The 19,032-nt window shown below is 65.0% G+C and carries 19 protein-coding genes; 5 read left to right on the forward strand and 14 right to left on the reverse strand.

What is annotated here, in order from left to right; genetic code table 11:
* Window positions 1-329 precede the first annotated feature (329 nt).
* Complete coding sequence (locus BLR41_RS08810) at window positions 330-932, reverse strand: response regulator transcription factor (protein WP_092627488.1); 603 nt, start codon at window positions 930-932, stop codon at window positions 330-332.
* The gene (locus BLR41_RS08815; protein WP_092627602.1) at window positions 929-2,071 is read right to left on the reverse strand and encodes a sensor histidine kinase; all 1,143 of its coding nucleotides are present in this window, start codon (window positions 2,069-2,071) and stop codon (window positions 929-931) included. Before BLR41_RS08815 ends, BLR41_RS08810 begins: the two co-directional genes overlap by 4 nt.
* Window positions 2,072-2,334: 263 nt before the next feature.
* On the opposite strand from BLR41_RS08815, the gene BLR41_RS08820 reads away from it, so the two are divergent.
* The 3 genes from BLR41_RS08820 (at window position 2,335) to BLR41_RS08830 (ending at window position 4,948) form a co-directional block, all read left to right on the forward strand.
* The gene (locus BLR41_RS08820) at window positions 2,335-3,219 is read left to right on the forward strand and encodes an ABC transporter ATP-binding protein (RefSeq protein ID WP_092627489.1); all 885 of its coding nucleotides are present in this window, start codon (window positions 2,335-2,337) and stop codon (window positions 3,217-3,219) included.
* Between the two features lie 34 nt (window positions 3,220-3,253).
* On the forward strand, window positions 3,254-3,973 hold the full coding sequence (locus BLR41_RS08825; protein WP_092627490.1) for an ABC transporter permease: 720 nt from the start codon (window positions 3,254-3,256) through the stop codon (window positions 3,971-3,973).
* Between the two features lie 267 nt (window positions 3,974-4,240).
* Window positions 4,241-4,948 carry a GNAT family N-acetyltransferase gene (locus BLR41_RS08830; protein ID WP_092627491.1) on the forward strand — a complete coding sequence of 236 codons (708 nt, stop codon included), beginning with the start codon at window positions 4,241-4,243 and terminating at the stop codon, window positions 4,946-4,948.
* A gap of 246 nt (window positions 4,949-5,194) precedes the next feature.
* On the opposite strand, the gene BLR41_RS08835 is transcribed toward BLR41_RS08830, so the two are convergent.
* Window positions 5,195-6,496 (reverse strand): sensor domain-containing diguanylate cyclase, encoded by a 1,302-nt coding sequence (locus BLR41_RS08835; protein ID WP_176797885.1) that lies wholly within the window; start codon window positions 6,494-6,496, stop codon window positions 5,195-5,197.
* A 260-nt stretch (window positions 6,497-6,756) separates the two neighbouring features.
* On the opposite strand from BLR41_RS08835, the gene BLR41_RS08840 reads away from it, so the two are divergent.
* The gene (locus BLR41_RS08840; protein WP_342745350.1) at window positions 6,757-7,134 is read left to right on the forward strand and encodes a hypothetical protein; all 378 of its coding nucleotides are present in this window, start codon (window positions 6,757-6,759) and stop codon (window positions 7,132-7,134) included.
* A gap of 244 nt (window positions 7,135-7,378) precedes the next feature.
* On the opposite strand, the gene BLR41_RS08845 is transcribed toward BLR41_RS08840, so the two are convergent.
* The 5 genes from BLR41_RS08845 to BLR41_RS08865 all read right to left on the reverse strand — a co-directional run bounded on the left by BLR41_RS08845 (window position 7,379) and on the right by BLR41_RS08865 (window position 13,267).
* Window positions 7,379-9,154, reverse strand: a complete 1,776-nt coding sequence (locus BLR41_RS08845) for an acetyl/propionyl/methylcrotonyl-CoA carboxylase subunit alpha (protein WP_092627493.1) — start codon at window positions 9,152-9,154, stop codon at window positions 7,379-7,381.
* A 493-nt stretch (window positions 9,155-9,647) separates the two neighbouring features.
* Window positions 9,648-10,238 (reverse strand): NADPH-dependent FMN reductase, encoded by a 591-nt coding sequence (locus BLR41_RS08850; protein WP_092627494.1) that lies wholly within the window; start codon window positions 10,236-10,238, stop codon window positions 9,648-9,650.
* A 231-nt stretch (window positions 10,239-10,469) separates the two neighbouring features.
* Complete coding sequence (locus BLR41_RS08855; RefSeq protein ID WP_092627495.1) at window positions 10,470-10,793, reverse strand: VOC family protein; 324 nt, start codon at window positions 10,791-10,793, stop codon at window positions 10,470-10,472.
* A 171-nt stretch (window positions 10,794-10,964) separates the two neighbouring features.
* Window positions 10,965-11,612 carry a DsbA family oxidoreductase gene (locus BLR41_RS08860; protein WP_092627496.1) on the reverse strand — a complete coding sequence of 216 codons (648 nt, stop codon included), beginning with the start codon at window positions 11,610-11,612 and terminating at the stop codon, window positions 10,965-10,967.
* A gap of 134 nt (window positions 11,613-11,746) precedes the next feature.
* Window positions 11,747-13,267, reverse strand: coding sequence for an MDR family MFS transporter (locus BLR41_RS08865; protein WP_092627497.1), 1,521 nt, complete (start codon window positions 13,265-13,267; stop codon window positions 11,747-11,749).
* 103 nt (window positions 13,268-13,370) lie between these two features.
* On the opposite strand from BLR41_RS08865, the gene BLR41_RS08870 reads away from it, so the two are divergent.
* Entirely contained in the window at window positions 13,371-13,976 is a 606-nt protein-coding gene (locus tag BLR41_RS08870; RefSeq protein WP_245694007.1) for a TetR/AcrR family transcriptional regulator, read from the forward strand.
* Between the two features lie 455 nt (window positions 13,977-14,431).
* Here BLR41_RS08870 and BLR41_RS22825 read toward each other — a convergent pair whose 3' ends face one another.
* The 6 genes from BLR41_RS22825 to BLR41_RS08895 form a co-directional block, all read right to left on the reverse strand.
* A complete protein-coding gene (locus tag BLR41_RS22825; protein ID WP_176797886.1) occupies window positions 14,432-14,575 on the reverse strand; it encodes a hypothetical protein in 144 nt (47 codons plus the stop codon).
* Between the two features lie 457 nt (window positions 14,576-15,032).
* On the reverse strand, window positions 15,033-15,821 hold the full coding sequence (locus BLR41_RS08875) for a class I SAM-dependent methyltransferase (RefSeq protein WP_092627498.1): 789 nt from the start codon (window positions 15,819-15,821) through the stop codon (window positions 15,033-15,035).
* A 31-nt stretch (window positions 15,822-15,852) separates the two neighbouring features.
* Window positions 15,853-16,065, reverse strand: coding sequence for a ferredoxin (locus tag BLR41_RS23980; RefSeq protein WP_092627499.1), 213 nt, complete (start codon window positions 16,063-16,065; stop codon window positions 15,853-15,855).
* A gap of 14 nt (window positions 16,066-16,079) precedes the next feature.
* Entirely contained in the window at window positions 16,080-17,315 is a 1,236-nt protein-coding gene (locus BLR41_RS08885; protein WP_245694008.1) for a cytochrome P450 family protein, read from the reverse strand.
* An 89-nt stretch (window positions 17,316-17,404) separates the two neighbouring features.
* Entirely contained in the window at window positions 17,405-18,271 is an 867-nt protein-coding gene (locus tag BLR41_RS08890; protein ID WP_092627500.1) for an alpha/beta hydrolase, read from the reverse strand.
* A gap of 64 nt (window positions 18,272-18,335) precedes the next feature.
* Window positions 18,336-19,019 (reverse strand): antibiotic biosynthesis monooxygenase, encoded by a 684-nt coding sequence (locus BLR41_RS08895; RefSeq protein WP_176797887.1) that lies wholly within the window; start codon window positions 19,017-19,019, stop codon window positions 18,336-18,338.
* Window positions 19,020-19,032 lie beyond the last annotated feature (13 nt).

The following is a 19,032-nucleotide window of genomic DNA, read 5'->3' on the forward strand; positions in this document are numbered from 1 at the left end:
GCCCACCCCGCAGCCGAGGTCGAGCACCCTGCCGGTGATCCCCGGTGCGGCACGCCGCTCGATCGCGGGCCAGTCGGCCCGGTTGGCGAAGTAGGGAGCGAGGTCGTTCACGCCGATCAGACCGTCGTCGCGCTCGACGATCTCGAAGGCCGCCCTGCCCTGGTGGTGCTGCCGAAGAGCAGCGCCGAACGCGTCACCGACCCTCGGTTTCTCATCCGCGGCGGGCATGATCACGCAGCCTGCCAGGCACCGCCCTCCGACGCGAACGGATTTCCCGGCGCCGCTCGGCCGGTGCCGACCGGGGTTGCGTGCCTACATCGACCGCGCGTCTACAACCAGTCGTGCTCCCTTGCGTATCTCGCTGCCTCGTGTCTGGTACGGCTCTGGGTCTTCTGCATCGCGCTGGAGAGGTAGTTACGTATCGTGCCCTCCGCCAGGTGGAGCCGGGTAGCGATGTCGGCGACCGAGTAGCCCTCGCCAGTCACCCGCAACACGTCCAGCTCACGGTCGCTGAGCGGGCAGTCGTCGACGACGGCGAGTGCGGACACTTCCGGGTCGATCCAGCGCTTGCCCTCGTGCAGCGTCGCGATGACCGAGGCGATGTGCGCCGGTTCCGCGGACTTGCTGACGAAGCCCTGCACCCCGAGCTTCAGCGCTTTGCGGAGCACTCCGGGCCTGGCGTGGCGGGTCAGCATGAGAATCACCTGGTCCGATCGCTCGTGACGGATCGACGAGACGGCGCCGAGACCGTCCACACCCGGCATCTCCAGGTCGATGACGAGCACATCGGGCCGGTGATACAGCGTGGTCCGGACTGCCGCCTCGCCCTCCTCGGCTTCGGCGAGCACAGTGATCTCGCCCTCGAGCGGAAGCAACGACGCCAGTGCCTTGCGGAGCAGGGCCTCGTCATCGGCGAGCACCACCGTAGTCATTGATCTTCCTCCTCTCGTCTGCGCGCGGTGTCGGTGTGTGAGTGCGGCAATGTCGCGGCGGTGACGAAACGCCCGTCCCGTTGCTCCACCCTCAGCTCGCCTCCGTGGTCGACCACTCGCTCTCGGAGGGTGGTGAGCCCGCCGAGTTCGGGCAGCGAGGTTTCCTGGACACCGTCGTTGACGATGGTGATGCCGGAATCCGAGAGCGTGATCCGAACCTGGTTCGCCTGGGCGTGTCGCAGGATGTTGGTCGTCGTCTCCCGGAGGACCTGACCGAGCAGTTCGTTGTCCCGTTCCTCGAGCTCGGCGTCCCGGTCGACGAGCACGCCGATGCCCGCGGCTTCCAGAAGGTTCTTCGCGTTCTCCAGCTCCGCGGCGAGGTTGAGTCGCCGCTGCGCGTACACGAGCTCCCTGGTCCTGGTGATGGTGTCGGTGATCAGGGCGCTGATTTCCCGGAGCTCCCCCTCGACGCGGTCGGCGTCGGCACGCACCAGCTTCTGGGCCAGCGCGATCTTCAACTTGACCACGTGCAGGGTGTGCCCCTGAATGTCGTGCAGATCACCGGCGAACCGCACGCGTTCCCTGGCGACGGCCAGTTCCGCTTCCCGCTCGCGGGACTCCGCCAACTCCTCCAGAACGTCGTAGTACCACTGGCCCGCGAACATGCCCGCGGTCACCACCACAGTGGTCCCCACCGGGATGAGGACGTTGGCGAACAGCACGTCGGGGACGCTCTGTTGTGACACCAGCAGCCGCGCCGCACCCGTCGCGGCGACGAAGGCGGTCAACGCCACGGCGCTCACGCCACGATACCGGGGCAGCTTCGGAGCGTAGACGGCTCCTACGATCGTGACACCGTAGAACGCCGTATCGCCGTTCATCACCAGTACTCCGGCGAGCCACACCGCCGAGGTGACGAGCAGACAGGGCAGCACGACCCGCGAGATGCCGGTCGGCGTCCATCGCGCGACGGCCACCAGTGCCGCGGCGACGCCCAGGCTCAGGACGGTGGTCTCCCACCACGTGCGGGAGTCGAGCACCACCAGCAGTGCGCCGACCGGAGCGATGGCCACGACCATCGTCGCGACGTTCAGTCTGCGCATCCGTCCCCGCGTGGTCTCGATGCGCTCGTTCGTCATGTGCTCCTCGTCGTCGAGCCGGTCGAAAAGGTACGCCACGGGGACCGGAAGGAAGCCGATAGCGTCGGTACCGGTGGAACACGCGGCCTTCCGGGTGCCGTTCCGATGTTCCGGGATCGAACGGCTGAGTTCGTCCGAGTGTCCTCCCGGCTCGCCATGCCGGGTAGTGACACGGTGTCATACGTTCACTCGAAAAATGTCATGGTGAACAGGTGACGTGATTCCACTGGTCGGTGAGTGCCGTGGTTGCTGGGATCGAAGCCATGAACTCGACTCCGGTCATCGACGTGGCACGGCTGAATCTCACCTACGGTGACCATCATGCCGTGAAGGACGTGTCCCTTCAGGTACGAAGCGGAGAGCTCTACGCCCTGCTCGGTACGAACGGGGCCGGCAAGACATCGACCCTGGAGATCGTCGAAGGCCACCGCGCCGCCACCTCGGGCACCGTACGGGTCTTCGGCCAGGACCCGCGCGATCGGCGTGCGGTGCGTCCCAGGACGGGCATCATGCTGCAGGAGAGCGGGTTCTCCCCGGATCTGACAGTGCGGGAATCGGTCCGGTTGATCGGGAAACTCACCGGGCGTACGGACACGGTCGAACACGTCCTGGGCATTGTCGACCTCACGAGCAAGGCCGGTACCAAGGTCTCCCAGCTCTCCGGGGGCGAGAAAAGGCGACTGGATTTCGCCACCGCTGTGTACGGGGCACCGGAGCTGATCTTCCTGGACGAACCCACCACCGGCTTGGACATCCAGTCCCGTGACGCCCTGTGGAGTTCCGTGGACAAGCTGCGTGCCGCGGGGTCGACCATCGTGCTCACCACGCACTACCTGGAGGAGGCCCAGCAGCGCGCCGATCGCATCGGGCTCATGCACCGGGGAACCCTGCACAGGGAAGGGACCGTTTCCGAACTGACGCGGACCCTCCCTGCCGTTATCCGCTTCACCCTCACGAACACCACACCGGCCCTGCCGCTGCGGGCAACGTGTGAGAACGACGGCAGTTGCTTCATCGAGACGCATCACCTGCAGCGGGACATGTACACCCTGCTCGGGTGGGCGCAGTACCACGCGGTGGAGTTGTGCGATCTCGAAGCCGGCCCGACCAGGCTCGACGACGTCTTCCGGGCCATCGGCGACGACTGAACCACGTTCGTGACTTCTCGGAGAAGGACTTTCCATGCTTTCCATCGCCCGCAGTGAGCTGATTCAGATTTTTCGGAACAGGCTGGTGCTGGTATCCGGTTTCGTGATGCCCGCGGCGGTCAGTGCGTTCTTCATCCGGCAGCACGAGCTCTTCGCCTCGGTGGCCAGCATCGGCTACATCGCCGCCATCGTGCTGTTCACCGTGGGGGCGTTCGGGTTCTACACCACGGCTGTGACCACCCTGGCCTCTCGCCGCCAGAATCTTTTCCTCAAGCGGCTGCGCTCAACCGCAGCTGGTGACGCCGGAATCCTAGTCGGCTTGTTGCTGCCGCTCTCCGTCATCGCGCTGACTCAGGTGGTGGTCATCCTGACCGTGCTGGGCGCGGTCGCCGGTCTGCCGGGCAACATCGCTCTCCTGGCTACGGCCGTCCTCGCGACTGTGATCATGATGCTCGGCCTGGGGTTGGCCACGGCAGGGCTGACCAATTCCCCCGAACACGCCCAGGTGACCACGCTGCCCGTCACCCTCGGCGTCATCGGAGTGGCCAGCTGGGTGGGTATCACCGGCACCGAGCGGTTCACCCTGCTCAAACGATTGCTACCCGGCGGGTCGGCCACCGAGCTGGTCGTCAACGCCTGGAACGGCGGCGCCGCTGTGACGGGCTCCCTGTTGCTGCTCGCACCCACCCTGGCGTGGGTCGCCATCGCCGGCGTGCTGGCTTCTCGGCTCTTCCAGTGGGAACCGCGCCGTTGACGAGACCTGGCAACCGAACTTTCCCGGCATGACACCGATCCGTAGTGCCTCACCGGAGAGCCTCTCCAGGGGCCTGCGCCCGTGCGGGTCGGTGGGAGTCCATCCTCATAACTCGACCCTGTTGGACTCGGGAAGGTCGGCTCGTCCAGTGTGGTTGGTCGTGCGGGCCGAAACCTGAGCTCCCGGTAGCGCAGGGATCGGTCGGTGGGATGCTCCGGACGGCGGAGATCGCCACGAACACCTGCTGGCCGGAGGAGGGGCACAACGATGGTCGAGCGCGACGCGGAGGTACTCGACGACCCCGTCGGCGAGTCGTTGCGCGGGCACCACGCGCACCTCGCACGCCTGGTCGGCCGGGCGGCCACCTACACGCCGGAAGTCGCCACCTTCTGCGCGCTGCCCGCCGAGCCGGACCAGGACTCGTGGTCGGATCTGGCCGAGTTGCTCGGTCGTGGCGCACTGGCCGACATGTTCAGCTGCCCGGCGAACCCGCCGGCGGACTGGGAGCCCGTCTTCTCCCTCGAAGGTCTCCAGATGATCCTTCCCGTCGACGGACGATCCGAGGAGTACGCCGGTGTGGGGCGCGATCCGGCCGTGGTCGAGCTGGGAACCGACGACGTTCCCGAGATGCTCGACCTCACCGAACGGACCTCTCCGGGGCCGTTCCGGCCCCGAACGCGCGAACTCGGCACCTATCTGGGCATCCGCGAGAACGGCACGCTGGTAGCGATGGCGGGCGAGCGGCTCCGCCCCACGGGCTGGTCCGAGATCAGTGCCGTGTGCACCGCTCCCGAGGCTCGCGGACGAGGTCACGCCGCCAGGCTGGTGCGCGCGCTGATCGAACGTATCGAGGGCCGGGGCGAGCGCCCCTTCCTGCACGTGGCGGCTGCCAACACCGGCGCCCGCGCGCTCTACGAACGGCTCGGTTTCGTGATCCGCAACCAGGTGGCTTTTCGCGGTTTCCGGACGCCGTGACGTCTTCGTGAACCGGACTGGCAGCGTCCGGTCGTCGGGGGGCGGATTCCGCGAAGCGGCGTGTCACGAGCCGAACCCTGGCCGGTGAGCAGCGATCAGTTCCCTCGAGGGGGCGGTAACGACCGTGCTTCCCGGAAGCCTCATTCGCCCCGCGCAACCGCATCGGAAAAGTTGCGGTGGGGCTGGCTCACGATCATCCGAATCGTCGCCGAATTCGGTTTCCGATGTCTGGTCCGGTGTAATCCGTCAATAGGGACCTCTTCGCCGGATTCGGAGCTGCCCTGAAGTCCTCGTGCTACTCGGAAGGTTGTGCTTGCGTATGTACATGTCTTGATCGGCTTCGTTTTTCAGGTCGCTGTAGGAGGTCGAGGGGTCGCGAGTGGTGGACATTCCGACGCTGGCTGTGACTCGAATGCGCCCGCCGGCTATGCTGGTCGCGGTGTTGAGCCGTTGCTCGACCCTGGCACGCAGCTTGATGGCCTCTCCCTGGTTGGTCAGATAGGCGAGCACGACGAACTCGTCTCCCCCGATGCGGGCCACGGTATCGCCCGAGCGTACGACGTTCGACAGTTCGCGAGCCGCGGCTCTCAGGATCTCGTCACCGGCGTCGTGGCCGTACTGATCGTTGACCTCCTTGAACCCGTCGAGGTCGACCAGCAGTACGAGGAGCACGCCACCCGCTTTCGACAACGTGCAGAGTTCCTGCTGGAAGCGGTCGCCGAGCAGGGAACGGTTGGCTACTTCGGTCAACGGATCGTGCAGCGCCATGCGGGTCAGCTCGGCCAGGCGTTCTTCGCTGAGCTGTGTGTCGTCGCCGATCGGCTCGTACTGGCCGACGACATAGGCAGGCAGCTCCTCGAGTCCCCGCACAAGTCCGAGCCTGCCCAGAACCCACAGGGTATGACCGTCCCGGTGTCGTAGACGAATCTCGATCGTGCTCGTGTCGATACTTCCTTCTCGGAACTCGGTTTGCAGGGCCTCCACTCGTGCCTGATCCCCGTTGTAGATCAAATCGGTGAACGGTTGCCCCAGTAGTTCCTGCCTGCGCAGACCGACCAACTCGCAGAACTTGCCGTTGGCTTCGGACAACCGGCCCGCCAAGTCGGTCGATGCCACGCCCACCGGGGTGTTGACCAGCGTCTGCTGCCACAGTCGTTCCGACTCCCGGCGGGCGGTGATGTCGTGAAACTGTGAGACGATCATCTCTGGGGAGCCGTCCGGAGCCCTGATCAGCGAGCTGTTGACGAGCATGAGGACGGCGCGGCCGTCGGAACGCAGTAGCCGCTTCTCCGAGGAGAAGCCGTCGATCTCCTCCCGTATGAGGCTGTTGATCGTTTCTCGTTCCATCGCGTAGTCACCCGGGTACGTGATCTCCACGGGTGACAGGTGGAGTAGCGTCTCGCGGTCGTAGCCGAGGAGATCGCACAGAGCGGGGTTTACATCCAGGTGACGGCCCGACAGGTCGACAAGCGCGATCGGACCTGCTGCCTGATTCCACAAGGCTTCCCACAGCACGTGTTCCTTCGCTCGCCATGCCCCGAACTCCACGGTTTCCACGTTAACCGCCGGGAGGCGGATTCACCGCTCGGAAATACCGCGTGAAGCGGGAGCGATGCTCGGTGCGCTGTAGCGGAAAACGGGTGTGGTGGCGCCACGGGACACTTGCCGGATATTCCCACGCGGGCAGCAGTCTCGGGCCCGGCCGCGCTCTCGTTCCGTCCGCCCCTGGGAAAGGTCGACAAGGACGTTCTCGGCCGTCAAACAGCGAGCATGCCCTCCGTTGCCGAGGTATGGTGAAATCCGTGAGCATGCCGGAACACCCGCTGGAATCGATCTACAACGCGCGGACCGAACTCGAAAACGCCGCGCAAGGCCAGCGCCATACCCGTCTCGAGGAGATGGACTGGACCGCTTACGGCTCGGCTCTGGTGGGAACGCTGGCTGCGATGGCCGCGTTCGCGGGCGAGTTGGTTACCCAGATCAACGAGGACGACCGCGAACGCCTCTACCGTCGAGCACTTCAGGATCACCCGCACGAGGCGCTCGACCGGGCCGTCGAGCATCTCAGCAATCTGCGACACGTACTGAATCAGGCCTCCGAACAGGCCCAGGGGTACTGGTCGGAAGTGCAACACATTCAGGAAACGACCACACACCCTCGGGACGAGACCGACGAATCCCGGTGATCAGGGGCAGTCGATGATCGTTCTCGGAGGAGTTGGACTCCTGCTCGAACGGGGAGTGCGGCACGTGGCATACCGCGGGTCAGGGGCACATGCGGGCCGCTCCGCCGGGCACGGTCGTGACCTGCCCGGCAAAGAGCCCGACGAATCCGTCGCGAGGATCCCCTGATCAAGCCTTTCCGAGCTGTTGCGCTCACCCTGAAACAGCCTCGAAACTCCTAGCGCTCGGCGGTTTCGGGCCGGTACCTCAGTCCTCGATCCGACAAAGCACCGACCCGGCCGAGACTCCCGTGCCGCTTTCGAGGTCGATGTTTTTGACCACGCCGCTTCGATGCGCGCTGATGGGTTGCTCCATCTTCATCGCCTCCACGACGACAACGAGCTCTCCCTCCTCGACCCGCTGGTTCTCCGCCACGGCGACCTTGACGACGGTTCCCTGCATGGGTGCGGTCAGTTCTTCTGCCGACAAGGTCGTCGAACCGCTCGTCCCCGCGACACGTCTGGGCTTCCTCGACTCCACACCGTTGTTCCGACCGGTGGTGATCAGGGAAGCGGGCAGGGAGATCTCCAAGCGCCTCCCGTCGACCTCGGCGACCACCGTCCGGCGGTGTTCGAGGGGGTCGCGCTCCGCCTCGGGCTCGGCGTCCCCCTCGTAGGCCGCGATCGTGTTGTCGAATTCCGTTTCGATCCAACGCGTGTGCACATCGAACCGAGCTCCGGAGCCGTGCGATTCCGGAGCGAAAGCTGATTCCAGGATCACCTTGCGGTGGAACGGAAGTACCGTGGCCATGCCCGTGATCCGGAACTCCTCCAGCGCGCGATTCGCCCGTTGCAGGGCCGCTTCGCGACTCGGACCCGTCACGATCAGTTTGCCCAGCAAGGAGTCCCAGGACGGGCCGATAACGCTTCCTTCCTCCACGCCGGTGTCCAGCCGCACCCCCGGCCCGGCCGGAACGGCGAACTCGTTCACCGTTCCCGGGGCCGGGAGAAAATCTCTTCCCGCGTCCTCACCGTTGATTCGGAACTCGAAGGAATGGCCGCGTGCCGGAGGGTCTTCGTAGTCCAACTCGCCACCGTCGGCTATGCGGAACATCTCACGGACGAGGTCGATCCCCGTCACTTCCTCGGTCACCGGATGTTCGACCTGTAATCGGGTGTTGACCTCCAGAAAGGAAATGGTGCCGTCCTGACCGACAAGGAACTCGCACGTGCCCGCTCCGACGTAACCCGCCTGCCGCAGGATCGCCTTCGAAGCGCGATACAGCTCCTCGTGCTGCGCTCGGCTCAGGAAGGGCGCGGGGGCCTCCTCCACGAGTTTCTGGTGCCGACGCTGCAGTGAGCAGTCACGGGTGGAAACCACCACCACGTTGCCGTGTTCGTCCGCCAGACACTGGGTCTCCACATGTCTCGGCCGGTCCAGATAGCGTTCCACGAAGCACTCACCGCGGCCGAAAGCGGTTACGGCCTCGCGTACTGCCGAGTCGTGAAGTTCGGGAATCTCCTCCAGGCTGCGAGCCACCTTCAGCCCGCGCCCCCCGCCACCGTGGGCGGCCTTGATGGCGATCGGCAGGCCGTGTTCCTCGGCGAAGGCCACGACCTCCGCCGTGTCGGTGACCGGATCGGCCGTGCCCGCCACCAGCGGTGCTTCGACCTGCTGTGCGATGTGACGCGCGGCCACCTTGTCCCCCAGGGCTCGGATGGCCCCGGGGGAGGGGCCGATCCAGGTAACCCCCGCGTCGATGATCCTCTCGGCGAACTCCGGACTCTCCGAGAGGAACCCGTAACCGGGGTGTACGGCATCCGCACCGGAGTCCTTGACCGCTTTGAGTACTTTGTCCATGTCGAGGTAGCTCTCGGCCGGGGAGTTGCCCCCCAACGCGTGCGCCTCCTCCGATAGCCGAACGTGCATGGCAGCACGGTCCGGTTCCGCGTAAACGGCAACACTGGCCAGTCCCGCGTCCCGACATGCACGGGCCACTCTTACAGCGATCTCGCCCCGATTGGCTATCAGTACCTTGTGCACCTTGATACGTCCTTCCGTGCTGGATGACGCCGAACCGACGGACGGCGTCGGAACGACCGGCCGACTCGTACCCCGCGATGTCACGAACCCATCTCGCCGAGAAGGCGTGGGATCCGTAAGGAACTCGCATTCATCCCCGTGGTCAACCGTGTGCCGATGGGACGAAGCACGAGTTGGGAGCACGAAAAATATTCAGTTCCGTGTCGGGGTGTCGTTCAGTGGCCGCGCGTGATTGAGCGAGAGGAATTCCGCATCGTGGTGACAGGCACTCCGCCATGATCACGTCAAGGGTTCGGTACCGCACCGATCTCCGAACGGACCGCTGCCCGATGAACGCAGTCGAATCCGTCCCTCTCGTGCGGTGCGGGTGCGACGAACCGGTTCGAAGTCATCCGACGCCGTGGAATCCCCTGGAACGAAATGAGAAACCAATTGCAAATTCGACGCAGGCGTGCCTCCGGGAGCTGGGAAACGTGCGGCGGCACCCCCGGGCTCAGGCGACGTAGGGTACCTCCGTCCGCGCCCGTCGCAGCGCTTGTCCCCACCAAACCAGCTGATCCAGCAGCACCTTGGCCGCTTCCTCGCTGCCCTCGGGAGCCACCGGAACATCACCCTCCCCGAACTTGCCCCAGGGATTGTGGAAGCTGAGCATGTCCCGCACCGTTACGGCGTGCAACTCGGCGAAGATCTGCCGCAGGTGCTCGGCCGCGCGCAGGCCACCGCCCATACCGCCGTAAGAGATGAGCCCCACCGGCTTGGCCTTCCATTCCTGGAGGAACCAGTCGATGGTGTTCGACAGTGCCGGCGAAGTGGTGTGGTTGTACTCCGGCGTGACCACCGCGTAGGCGTCTGCGTCGGAGATCTTGGCCTGCAGCTGTCGGTGCAGCGTCTTCGTCTCCGCGTCGAGACTGTCCGCCGACGGCATGTTCAGGGGAAGCGGGTAGTCCAACAGATCGATCAGCTCGACTTCGATGCCCCCGTGTCGTTCGGCCTGTTCGACGAACCAGTTCGCCACGGTCGGCCCGAAGCGGCCATCACGCACGCTTCCGATGATGACCGCGAGCTTGGTGATGTTCTCCGTCATTTCTTCTCCATCGTGAATCGACATTGTCAGTGCCTTCGCTCGTTACGAGCATGATCCGGAGGACACGCCGAGTGTCCCCAAGAAACGTCGAGTGGTGCAACGGACTTGACACAGAGTTGTACTCGTGTTTCTTCTCGGGTCCGATTCGGTGCTCCGTCCGAAGTGTCCTCCACGGGGCGGACTCGGCGCCCGAGCACTGATCGGGCGATATTGTTCACCCGAATCGGCGAACTACGCGTCGACGAAGATAATCCTGTTCCCTTCGGGATCCTGCGCGGAGAATCGTTGTCCGTCCTTGTGGGGGACTGGTTCCGTGGGCGCCAGGTCGGCGAGCGCGCTGTGCGCCTTCGAGATGTCGACGTCTGTGAACGCCATGCTCACGGGGTGCCGCACACCGTGCGACTCGACCACCAGTTCTCCGCCGTTCCCGGTGTCGAAGACGGTGTGGTTCTCCCCCTGGTCCAGCACTTTCAGATTGAGGCGGTCCCGGTAGAAGCGGGTCATTTCGTCGACGTCGTCGCAGTCGATGACGGTGACGGTGAGGTTGCCGAACACTGCTTCATTCCTTTCGTCGTGACCGTGATCCGGTCAGGTACGGACGATGTTGCCGGGCCGAGCGCTACCGGTTGCGCCGTTGCTACTCGGTCGGCGTCGTCCGGTGGTGGCTCGAGGTGCGCTTCGTCTCGTAATCCGTTTCCGCGGGACGGAGCGCGGAAAAATAAGAGATCAACTCTGATTCGAGTGTTCGTCTTCCGCGGCTTCCAGGGCGGCGTCCAGGGATTCTTCCGATTGGAGCCCTGTGAGCGTTTTGCCGCCTTCGACGATGAACCGTGGTACGGCGTTGGTGTTTTCCCTCGTCCGGGCGAGTTCGTCCCGTAGTCTTGCTGCGCCTTCCTCGCTCCACGCGACCCCGGATTCGGCGGCCAGCGAGCTGAGCGTGTCCCGGTCGGCGACATTGTGGCCTTCGACGAAATAGGCGCGGAACAGGCGTTCGGTGATCGCTTCGCCCATCCCCTGCTCGGCGGCTACCGCGATGAGGCGGTGTGCCTCGAAGGTGTTGGTGAACACCGCCCGATCGAAGTGAATCGGGATCCCTTCCGCGGCGGCGAACCGGGTCAGCTGCTGCTCCTTCTGTTCCGCCTCGGATCCGAAGTCGCGCTGGTGAGCCGTCGTCAGCCACTCGCCCTGGGGGGATGCCTCGGGGGCCACTTGGAAGGGGTGGAAGGTCACCTCCAGCGAGTACCCGGCGTTTCGTCGGCGTGCGGCGACCCTGCTGAAACGTGTGTATCCGAGGTAGGACCACACGCAGGCGATGTCGAGGACGATGCCGATCCTGTGCGGAGCGTGGGTTTTCCGTTCGGTTTTTTCCGACATGGTGGTTTCCCGCGGTCGTTTCGGTCCGGTTGCGTTGTTCTCGTTGAAGATCTGTTGTCGCAGGTCGGTTGTTTGCGGCGTGGCGGAGTCCGCTTCCCGTCCGGGAGAACTCGTGACCCCGGGGCCGTGGTGGATCAGCTCGAGGTCGTGGTCTTGCTCTCGGGCTCCGCCTTCGGTTCCTGCTCCGCGGGAGCGGAACTGGAGAGGGGCTTTTCCGGCAGTATCAGTGCGACGATGACTCCGATCGCCATCACCGGCGTCAGCATCAGGAAGATGTCGCCGAAGGCGGAGGCGATCTCGGTACGGGCCGCGGTGGCTGCGGCACCGCTTTCCATGCCGTGCGCGAGTTCGGACAGTTGGGGACCGGTACGTGCCGTCAGCAGTCCCCCCAGGATTCCGATGGCCAGTGTGGAGCCGATCTGGCGGAAGAAGGTGCTCGCCGCCGTGGCGGAACCGAGGTCGGACTTACCGACGGCGTTTTGCAGTACGAGCACGGCAGGCTGCATGGTCAGTCCCATCCCCACGCCCATCAGTATCAGTGCCGCGGTGAACACTGCGGCGGGGGTGTTGATGTCGAGGGTTGCGAGCAGGACGGAGCCGGCCGTGGTGGCCAGGGTGCCGAGCAGTATGAACGGGCGGTAGCGTCCGAACCAGGTGATGAGCGAGCCGCCGAGCAGGTTGCTGACCAGCACGGCCGCTGTCAGTGGGAGCAGTTGCGCACCGGACATCGCCGCCGACTGGTTTTGCACCGTCTGGGCATACATTGGTGCGTAAGTGACGACGGTGAGCATGGTGGCCCCTGCGAGGAAGGAGAGCGTGATCGCACCCGCGATGGTGGGGGAGCGCAACACTCGCAGCGGCAGGATCGGATCACTGTGACGGTTTTGCCAGGGCAGGTATGCCATCACGGCGGTACCGGCGATGATCAGTAGTACGATCCTGGATGAACCGGAAGCCAGCGCCGAGTCCTGACTCAGCGCCAACAGCAGCGCCGCACTGGCCGCTGCCAGCAGAGTCGCGCCGACGAGGTCGAGGCGGCGAGACCGCTGCACCGGAGCAACGGAACTCAGGTGGCGCATCACCAGTACCAGCGCCGGTAACGCCAGCGGCAGGTTGATCCAGAAAGCCGCACGCCACCCCAGGGTTGCCGTGAACACGCCGCCCACCAGCGGTCCGACGATGTTGGCGCCTGCCAGTATCGCCCCCTGCCGTCCGTGGAAGCGTCCGCGTATCTCCACGGGGAACAGTTCCCCGACGATCGTCGGGGTCAGCGCCATCAGACCTCCGGTGCCGATTCCCTGCAAGGCCCGGGCGGTGAGCATGACCGGCATGTTGGGCGCCACGGCCACAGCCACGGATCCGACGAGGAAAACGGTCGTGGCCAGCACGTACAGTCGCCTCTTACCGGTCAGGTCGGCCGCCTTGCCCCACAGCGGAACGGACACCGCCGTGGTCAGCAGGTAGGAGGTCACCACCCATGTCAGCAGGGAAGCGCCCCCCAGGTCGGCCAGGATCGAGGGTAGGACCGTGGCCACGACCGTGCTGTCGATCCCGGCGAGGAAAACCACCACCATCATCCCGGAGAACGCGGCCACCGCGCCCCGCGGCGGGGCGGGCAGGGCTTCCTGCCCATCCCCTGTGCTCGTCGCTCTCATGCTTCGACCCCTCCTCGTAACGTGACCACTTATGCAACAGTTGTGTACTATAAACGAGCCGAGGAAAGTATGCAACAGTATTGTTCTATAGGCGGGAGGACGTGTGAACCGAAGTGATCCACGCGCCATCCGCACCCGTAATCGGGTGCTCGAGGCGACCGTGAACCTGCTGGCCGAACGTGGAGTCGAGTCCACGACGATGGATGCCGTCGCTGCAGCGGCGGGTGTCTCGCGCAGTACGCTGTACCGGCACTGGCCGGAGCGAGTCCCGTTGCTCGTCGACGCTATCGAGCACCTGGGCGCTCGACTGCGGCGTGAGGACTCCGAGGATCTCCCGGAGGACGAGTCCTTCGACGAGAAGGTGCAACGCCTGATCGGATCGCTGGGGGCGGGCCTGAGGTCCTCCGAGTGGGGGCCGATCGCCGGTAGCCTGGCCGTGGCCGCCGAATACGATCAAACCCTGGCTGCGGCTTATCGGGATTACATCGCCATCCGGAGACAGAGCGTGGTCGACCTGCTCACCGAAGCACAGCAGGAGGGTGAGCTACCGGAATCGCTCGACCTGGAGTGGGCGGTCAGCCTCCTGGCCGGTCCGCTGTACTACCACCGGCTCGTCCTGCACCAGCCACTTCGTGAGGAGCAGGTCACCGAACACGTGCGCCGAACGCTGACCCTGATCCGTTCGAGCGAAGCGGCCACCATGTGCTGAGGCCTTCTGCGAGCGCGGCCGGAGGCCTCGGCCGACCACACCGCCCGGGTTTCCGATCGCCTCTCCCCGCGCCGTCCCCGCGGCAACGGAAGACGGATGGTTCCCGCGCTGTGCCCGGGAACCGGTGTGCTCGGTTATCGGGGCGCAGCCGGCACGCCGAAACGTGTTCCGGTCGAACGTGTTCGTTCGGGACTCGTCCTCCGATGGGCTCACGAGCCCCGGTACTGCTCGTCACGAGACCGCCCGTCGCGCGCCCGTGACGAGCAGTACCGGGTTCGAGCGGGACGGCCGAAATATCACGCCCCCTCGGTTCGCACGCCACTGATTCGTCGGCGGTTCATCGCTGAAACGTGACCGCGTCGGCTCTTTTCCCGCATGCCCGCAAAGCACGGAAGAACTCACGATCGGGTTGTCGGAGGAATGCGCGTCGATGCGGCAGAACTGTGATGCCGCACTCAGTCGTAACCGCGAATCACGTTCGGTTCGTCGGCCTCGGGATGTTCCGGTGGAAACCACGGGGAAGCGTTGAACTCGGGCTCCCCCGTGTCCGTGGCGACGGGAGCGCAATGCTGTTCGACCTGCTGAATGGATGTTTCCACGATTACCTCCTCGAGTGGTTGCCCGTCTCGACGAAGTCGTCGAACCGGAGCGCCGGTTCGACGAGAGCGACGGAGAGTGGAACCGATGATTCACCGAGGGCGCATGACGCAGGGATCGCTCTGCTCCTGCTCGGCGAAGCAGCGCACTGTCCGCCGAGTCCCTGCGCCGGTCCGGAGCTGCCGGGATCCGGTGCTACGGCTCCCGGCAGCCGGGCTGTGGTCACTTCACGGCCCTCGTGAACACCACTTCTCGGCAGCGGAGAAAATCCCGCCGGATGTACTCCATGATGATCGGCATGGCCAACGGTCGCAGCCGCGACGCGCCGAGGTACCGCCGGCCGTGCTTCAGCGGGTCGTCTCCGCACGTCCGTGTCGAGGTGTCCGTGCCGTAAGACGGTCCGAGGGTGCGCAGTGGTGTGCAACCGCTCTGGTGCGTAGCACCAGCGGCACCACCTGACTAGCGGCTGCGCCGTTCCGACGCGGGCCGTTGGCCCCATGCGGAGAACTGCAGCGTCGTCACGTCGCGTGCTTCGGGGCGATCGAGTCCGGCCAGGAACGCCTCGATGTCCTCAGCCGCGACCAGGCCGTTGTCCACCAGTGGTTGCCCCTGCAGTTCCATGCGGGCTCGCATCAACTCGTTCTCCTCACGACCCTGGCCCGGCCCGAGCGGACGCACAGTGACATCAACCGATTCCAGCCCGACCCTTGAGAGCGTCGCGGGTAGCCTGCGTGCTTGACGCCAGTCGACACCGCCCGCCATGGCGGCCTTGATGTAACCGTCGATGACCCTGCTGCCCACCGGAGTGGTCGCATCCTCGCTGGGCATGAAGTAGAAGTCCTCGGCAACCAGCCAACCGCCGGGCGACAGCCAATCCGCCGCACGGGTGAGGAGATCCACCGGGTCGTCCAACTCCGACAGCACGGCACGGATCAGCACGAGTTCGAACGACTCGGAGGCGAACTCCGCGGTGGTGATGTCGGCCTCCCGCACCGTCAGATTGGATGCTCCGGAAGTCTCCAACCGACTGGTGTCGACGTCCATGGCGAGCACCGACCCGCGTGGGGTTCGCTCTGCCAGCCAGCGGGACATGGAACCGAGCCCGGCACCCACGTCGAGGCAACGCCAGTCCGACCCGATCGGCAGGTTCTCGATGATCCGCCGGGTGGGCGGGTCGTAATTTCGCTCCCACAACTTCCCGATTATCGTTCCGGAGTCCTGTTCCGGATGGGTCGCTCGATTGGTCATGAAAAACTCCTCCGTCTGATCGTGCTGTCGGTCAGTCCTGTTCGGAGACGGTCACGCTTATAGCCCCCGTGGGGCAACAATCCGCGATGTCCTGCAGCAATAGGACTTTTTCCTCGTTCGTGATGTTTCGCTGCGAATTCTCCGAGTATCCTTCCTCGTCGATTCTGAAGAGTTCCGGTCCCATCGCCTCGCACAGTCCGGCACCTTGGCAGAGACTCCGGTCGACTCGAGCGGTTGCACGCATGGTTTTCCCTCCCGTCAGGGACGAACTGGGATCCCGGTGGAAACCGGAAGTCGAACCAGCCGTCGCATGGCCCAGTTCTCGATGTAGCCGACCTCCTCTCGTGGGATGTCACGGGCGAGATCCGGAAACCGCCGGAACAGGGCGGGTATGGCGATCTCGCCCTCCAACCGGGCCAGTGCCGCCCCCAGGCAGTTGTGCAGCCCGTGCCCGAAGCCGACGTGGCGCGACTCGTTGCGGGTGATGTCCAACCGGTCCGGTGCGGTGAACCGGTCGGGGTCCCGGTTCGCCGACAGCAGTACCGCGATAACCGGTGCTCCCGCGGGCAGGACGGTTCCCGCCAGCTCCAGCTCCTCGGTCGTCACGCGGAACAGCGCGGTGCTGAGCGCTCCCTCGTAGCGCAGTAGCTCCTCGACCGCCGAGCTGGTGTACTCCGGCGAGGAGAGCATCAATCCGCACTGTTCCGGATGGTCCAGCAGCGCGAGTACGGCATTGCCCACGAACGCACGTACCGTGTCGCTCCCGGCCATGATCATCGCGGCTACCATGGCGACCAGTTCCTCGTGGTCCAGCCGGTCACCGTCCTCGCTGGCGTGCACCAGTGCCGAGGTCAGGTCATCACCGGGCTCGCGACGTTTATCGGCGACGAGCTCCTCGGCGTACTCGCAGATCCGCCTGAATCCTTCGGGAACCTGATCCATGAGCCCCGGGTCGGACGGAAACGCCTGGCCGATGGCCTCGACCAGTTCACGGTGCCGTTCGATGCGGAATCCGAGGATCTCGCCCAGCACATCGGACGAGACGACACCGGCGTAATCGTCCATCACGTCGAAGGAACCACGCCGCGCGCAATCGTCCAGGGTGTTCTCGACAATGCGCTGAACGGTGTCCCGCCAATGAGCGATACGACGGGTTGTGAAGGTACTCATGGCCAGCCGCCGCAACCGGGTGTGCGCAGGCGGATCCACCACTGTGATCGCTCGTTCCAGCACGCTGCCGGAACCGCTGACCAGCCCGGCTTCGCGGAACTCGGCGTTTCCCCACGTCCCGCCCTCGGAGCTGAACCGTGGGTCCGCCAGCACCGTTCTCACGTCGTCGTAGCGTGTAACCATCCAGGTGCGGACGTTGCCCACCGGAAAATCGAACTCGTGCACCGGAGAGTTGGTGCGCAGCCACTCGAAAGTGGGGTAGGGGTTCTGGTAGTAATCCTTGGTGAACAACTCGGCTGGTGGGAAATGTTCGATCGGCGTCATATTTGTTCCACTCTTTCGCGTCTCGTGATGAGTTCGTCAGCGATCGCGTCCGATTGCGCTCGGACCGACGTTGCTGAGGTTGGATTTCGCTATTTTCGTGCGAAAGCGACGGTGCGCCGCACCAAGCACTCTTCCGCGAAGGAGATTGCACGGAGGTGGTAAGAGCGAGCCGCCCATCCCAGACTGATGTTGTGGCCCGCGTTCGGCTGCCGCTCCACCTTGACGGTGGTGGAGCGGAACAGCTCTTCCAGGGCGGTCGTGGACTCGTCCCCGTGGAGCCACCATTTCTCCTGCTCGGCGAATGTGAGGCGCACCGGAACACGTATCCTCGCCGCTATGGTCGGAAAGATGTCGGGCCAGCGCTTCGCCACGTCGATCTCACGGCAGGGGACCGGTGTCACTATCGACTCGCTGTGGCGGAAGGTACCGGGTGGGTAGAATCCGAGTTTGCCCCAGTTCAGCCACCAGCGTCTTCTGTCGTGCAGGTCGGAGATTTCATCGGGACTCACCGCGTACTGGTGTCCGCATCCCGAGACATCGACACCGAGCAGCTCTTGCTCACCACCGTTTCCGGCCACTGTGAGCACGAGCTTTCCTCCGAAGGAGTGTCCCAGCAGGAACAGACCGGCTCCGCTGGAATAACGGTCGGTGAAGTCCTTCAAACCAGCGCGTAGCGTGGCTGCCTGTTCGTCCAGTTCCTGCCCCCGCGGTAGGCGGTGAGCCGATGAGCCGTACCCCGGGCGGTCGAGCGCGAGTACAGTCCACCCCAACCTCGTTCCGGTTTCCAGAAGTGATTGCCCGGGGTACGAGTGACCGTGGAAGTACCCTGCCCGCATCCCCGCACCGTGCAGTGCGACCACGACCCCCCGGGGTTCCGTGTGAGTGGGCTCGGCCAACAAGCCGGACAGCGGAACTCCCGCCGCGTCCAGGGTGATCTCGTCGGTGGATTCGTTCATCTGTGTTCTCCTGCGGCGCTCCGACAGGGTGGGTATTCCCGGCTGGCGGCTCACCGGCTCTCGATCACGCCGGTTCTCGATCTCCCTTTTTCCGTCCGGATATCCTTCGGAAGACCGTGCACCACAGGAATTTCGGTTCGGACACCTCGAGCGCGGCGATGTCCGGTTGCCCGGCCGCGTTTCGCGGATCCGCCAGGTAGGCGTCGCACGCCTCGTCGTCGACCCAGCCCGGGTAGTTGATGTACGTCTCGCCGTCGACGCTGATGTACGGCGTGGCACCGACGAAGCCGGGGAAGTGACGCTTCCACTCCCCGCTGCGCACCAATAAATCGGCGAGCGCATTCGCGTTGTCGTGTCCGCCGACTTGCCGTGTCGCCAGTACCACTATTCCGGGTTCCTTGTCCGAATCCGGACCGTGGATACCCGGCGCGGGAACTCCGCTGAAGCTCTCGGCTGAAACGACGCCGGGACGGTCCGCCAACGTACGGAGTTTCTCGGCCTCCGGGGATTCCAGGATGATTCGCCGGTGGTCGGCAGCACCGGACCATCCGGTCAGGATAACCACTGTTGTGTCGTCCGTACTGATGTGTACGAGTGCGGAGCGGAAACCTTCTGAATCGCTGATCGAGTCGCGGACTTCTCTCGCGGCTGTTTCGGCGAGCTCCCGGCCGGTTTCGGGATCGGTTGTCCGCAAGGTGCAGAAGGTGACGTATTCCGAGTTCGTTTCCGAGGTGCTCGTCGTGCTCATCATCGCCTCCAAA

Origin of the sequence: Actinopolyspora mzabensis (assembly GCF_900101095.1) — a bacterium.
Lineage (GTDB): Bacteria > Actinomycetota > Actinomycetes > Mycobacteriales > Pseudonocardiaceae > Actinopolyspora > Actinopolyspora mzabensis.

Coding starts and splice junctions, on each gene's coding strand:
- BLR41_RS08810 (WP_092627488.1), bottom strand. CDS start 932: ATGACTACGGTGGTGCTCGCCGATGACGAGGCCCTGCTCCGCAAGGCA.
- BLR41_RS08815 (WP_092627602.1), bottom strand. CDS start 2,071: ATGACGAACGAGCGCATCGAGACCACGCGGGGACGGATGCGCAGACTG.
- BLR41_RS08820 (WP_092627489.1), top strand. CDS start 2,335: ATGAACTCGACTCCGGTCATCGACGTGGCACGGCTGAATCTCACCTAC.
- BLR41_RS08825 (WP_092627490.1), top strand. CDS start 3,254: ATGCTTTCCATCGCCCGCAGTGAGCTGATTCAGATTTTTCGGAACAGG.
- BLR41_RS08830 (WP_092627491.1), top strand. CDS start 4,241: ATGGTCGAGCGCGACGCGGAGGTACTCGACGACCCCGTCGGCGAGTCG.
- BLR41_RS08840 (WP_342745350.1), top strand. CDS start 6,757: ATGCCGGAACACCCGCTGGAATCGATCTACAACGCGCGGACCGAACTC.
- BLR41_RS08850 (WP_092627494.1), bottom strand. CDS start 10,238: ATGACGGAGAACATCACCAAGCTCGCGGTCATCATCGGAAGCGTGCGT.
- BLR41_RS08860 (WP_092627496.1), bottom strand. CDS start 11,612: ATGTCGGAAAAAACCGAACGGAAAACCCACGCTCCGCACAGGATCGGC.
- BLR41_RS08865 (WP_092627497.1), bottom strand. CDS start 13,267: ATGAGAGCGACGAGCACAGGGGATGGGCAGGAAGCCCTGCCCGCCCCG.
- BLR41_RS08875 (WP_092627498.1), bottom strand. CDS start 15,821: ATGACCAATCGAGCGACCCATCCGGAACAGGACTCCGGAACGATAATC.
- BLR41_RS23980 (WP_092627499.1), bottom strand. CDS start 16,065: ATGCGTGCAACCGCTCGAGTCGACCGGAGTCTCTGCCAAGGTGCCGGA.
- BLR41_RS08885 (WP_245694008.1), bottom strand. CDS start 17,315: ATGACGCCGATCGAACATTTCCCACCAGCCGAGTTGTTCACCAAGGAT.
- BLR41_RS08890 (WP_092627500.1), bottom strand. CDS start 18,271: ATGAACGAATCCACCGACGAGATCACCCTGGACGCGGCGGGAGTTCCG.
- BLR41_RS08895 (WP_176797887.1), bottom strand. CDS start 19,019: ATGAGCACGACGAGCACCTCGGAAACGAACTCGGAATACGTCACCTTC.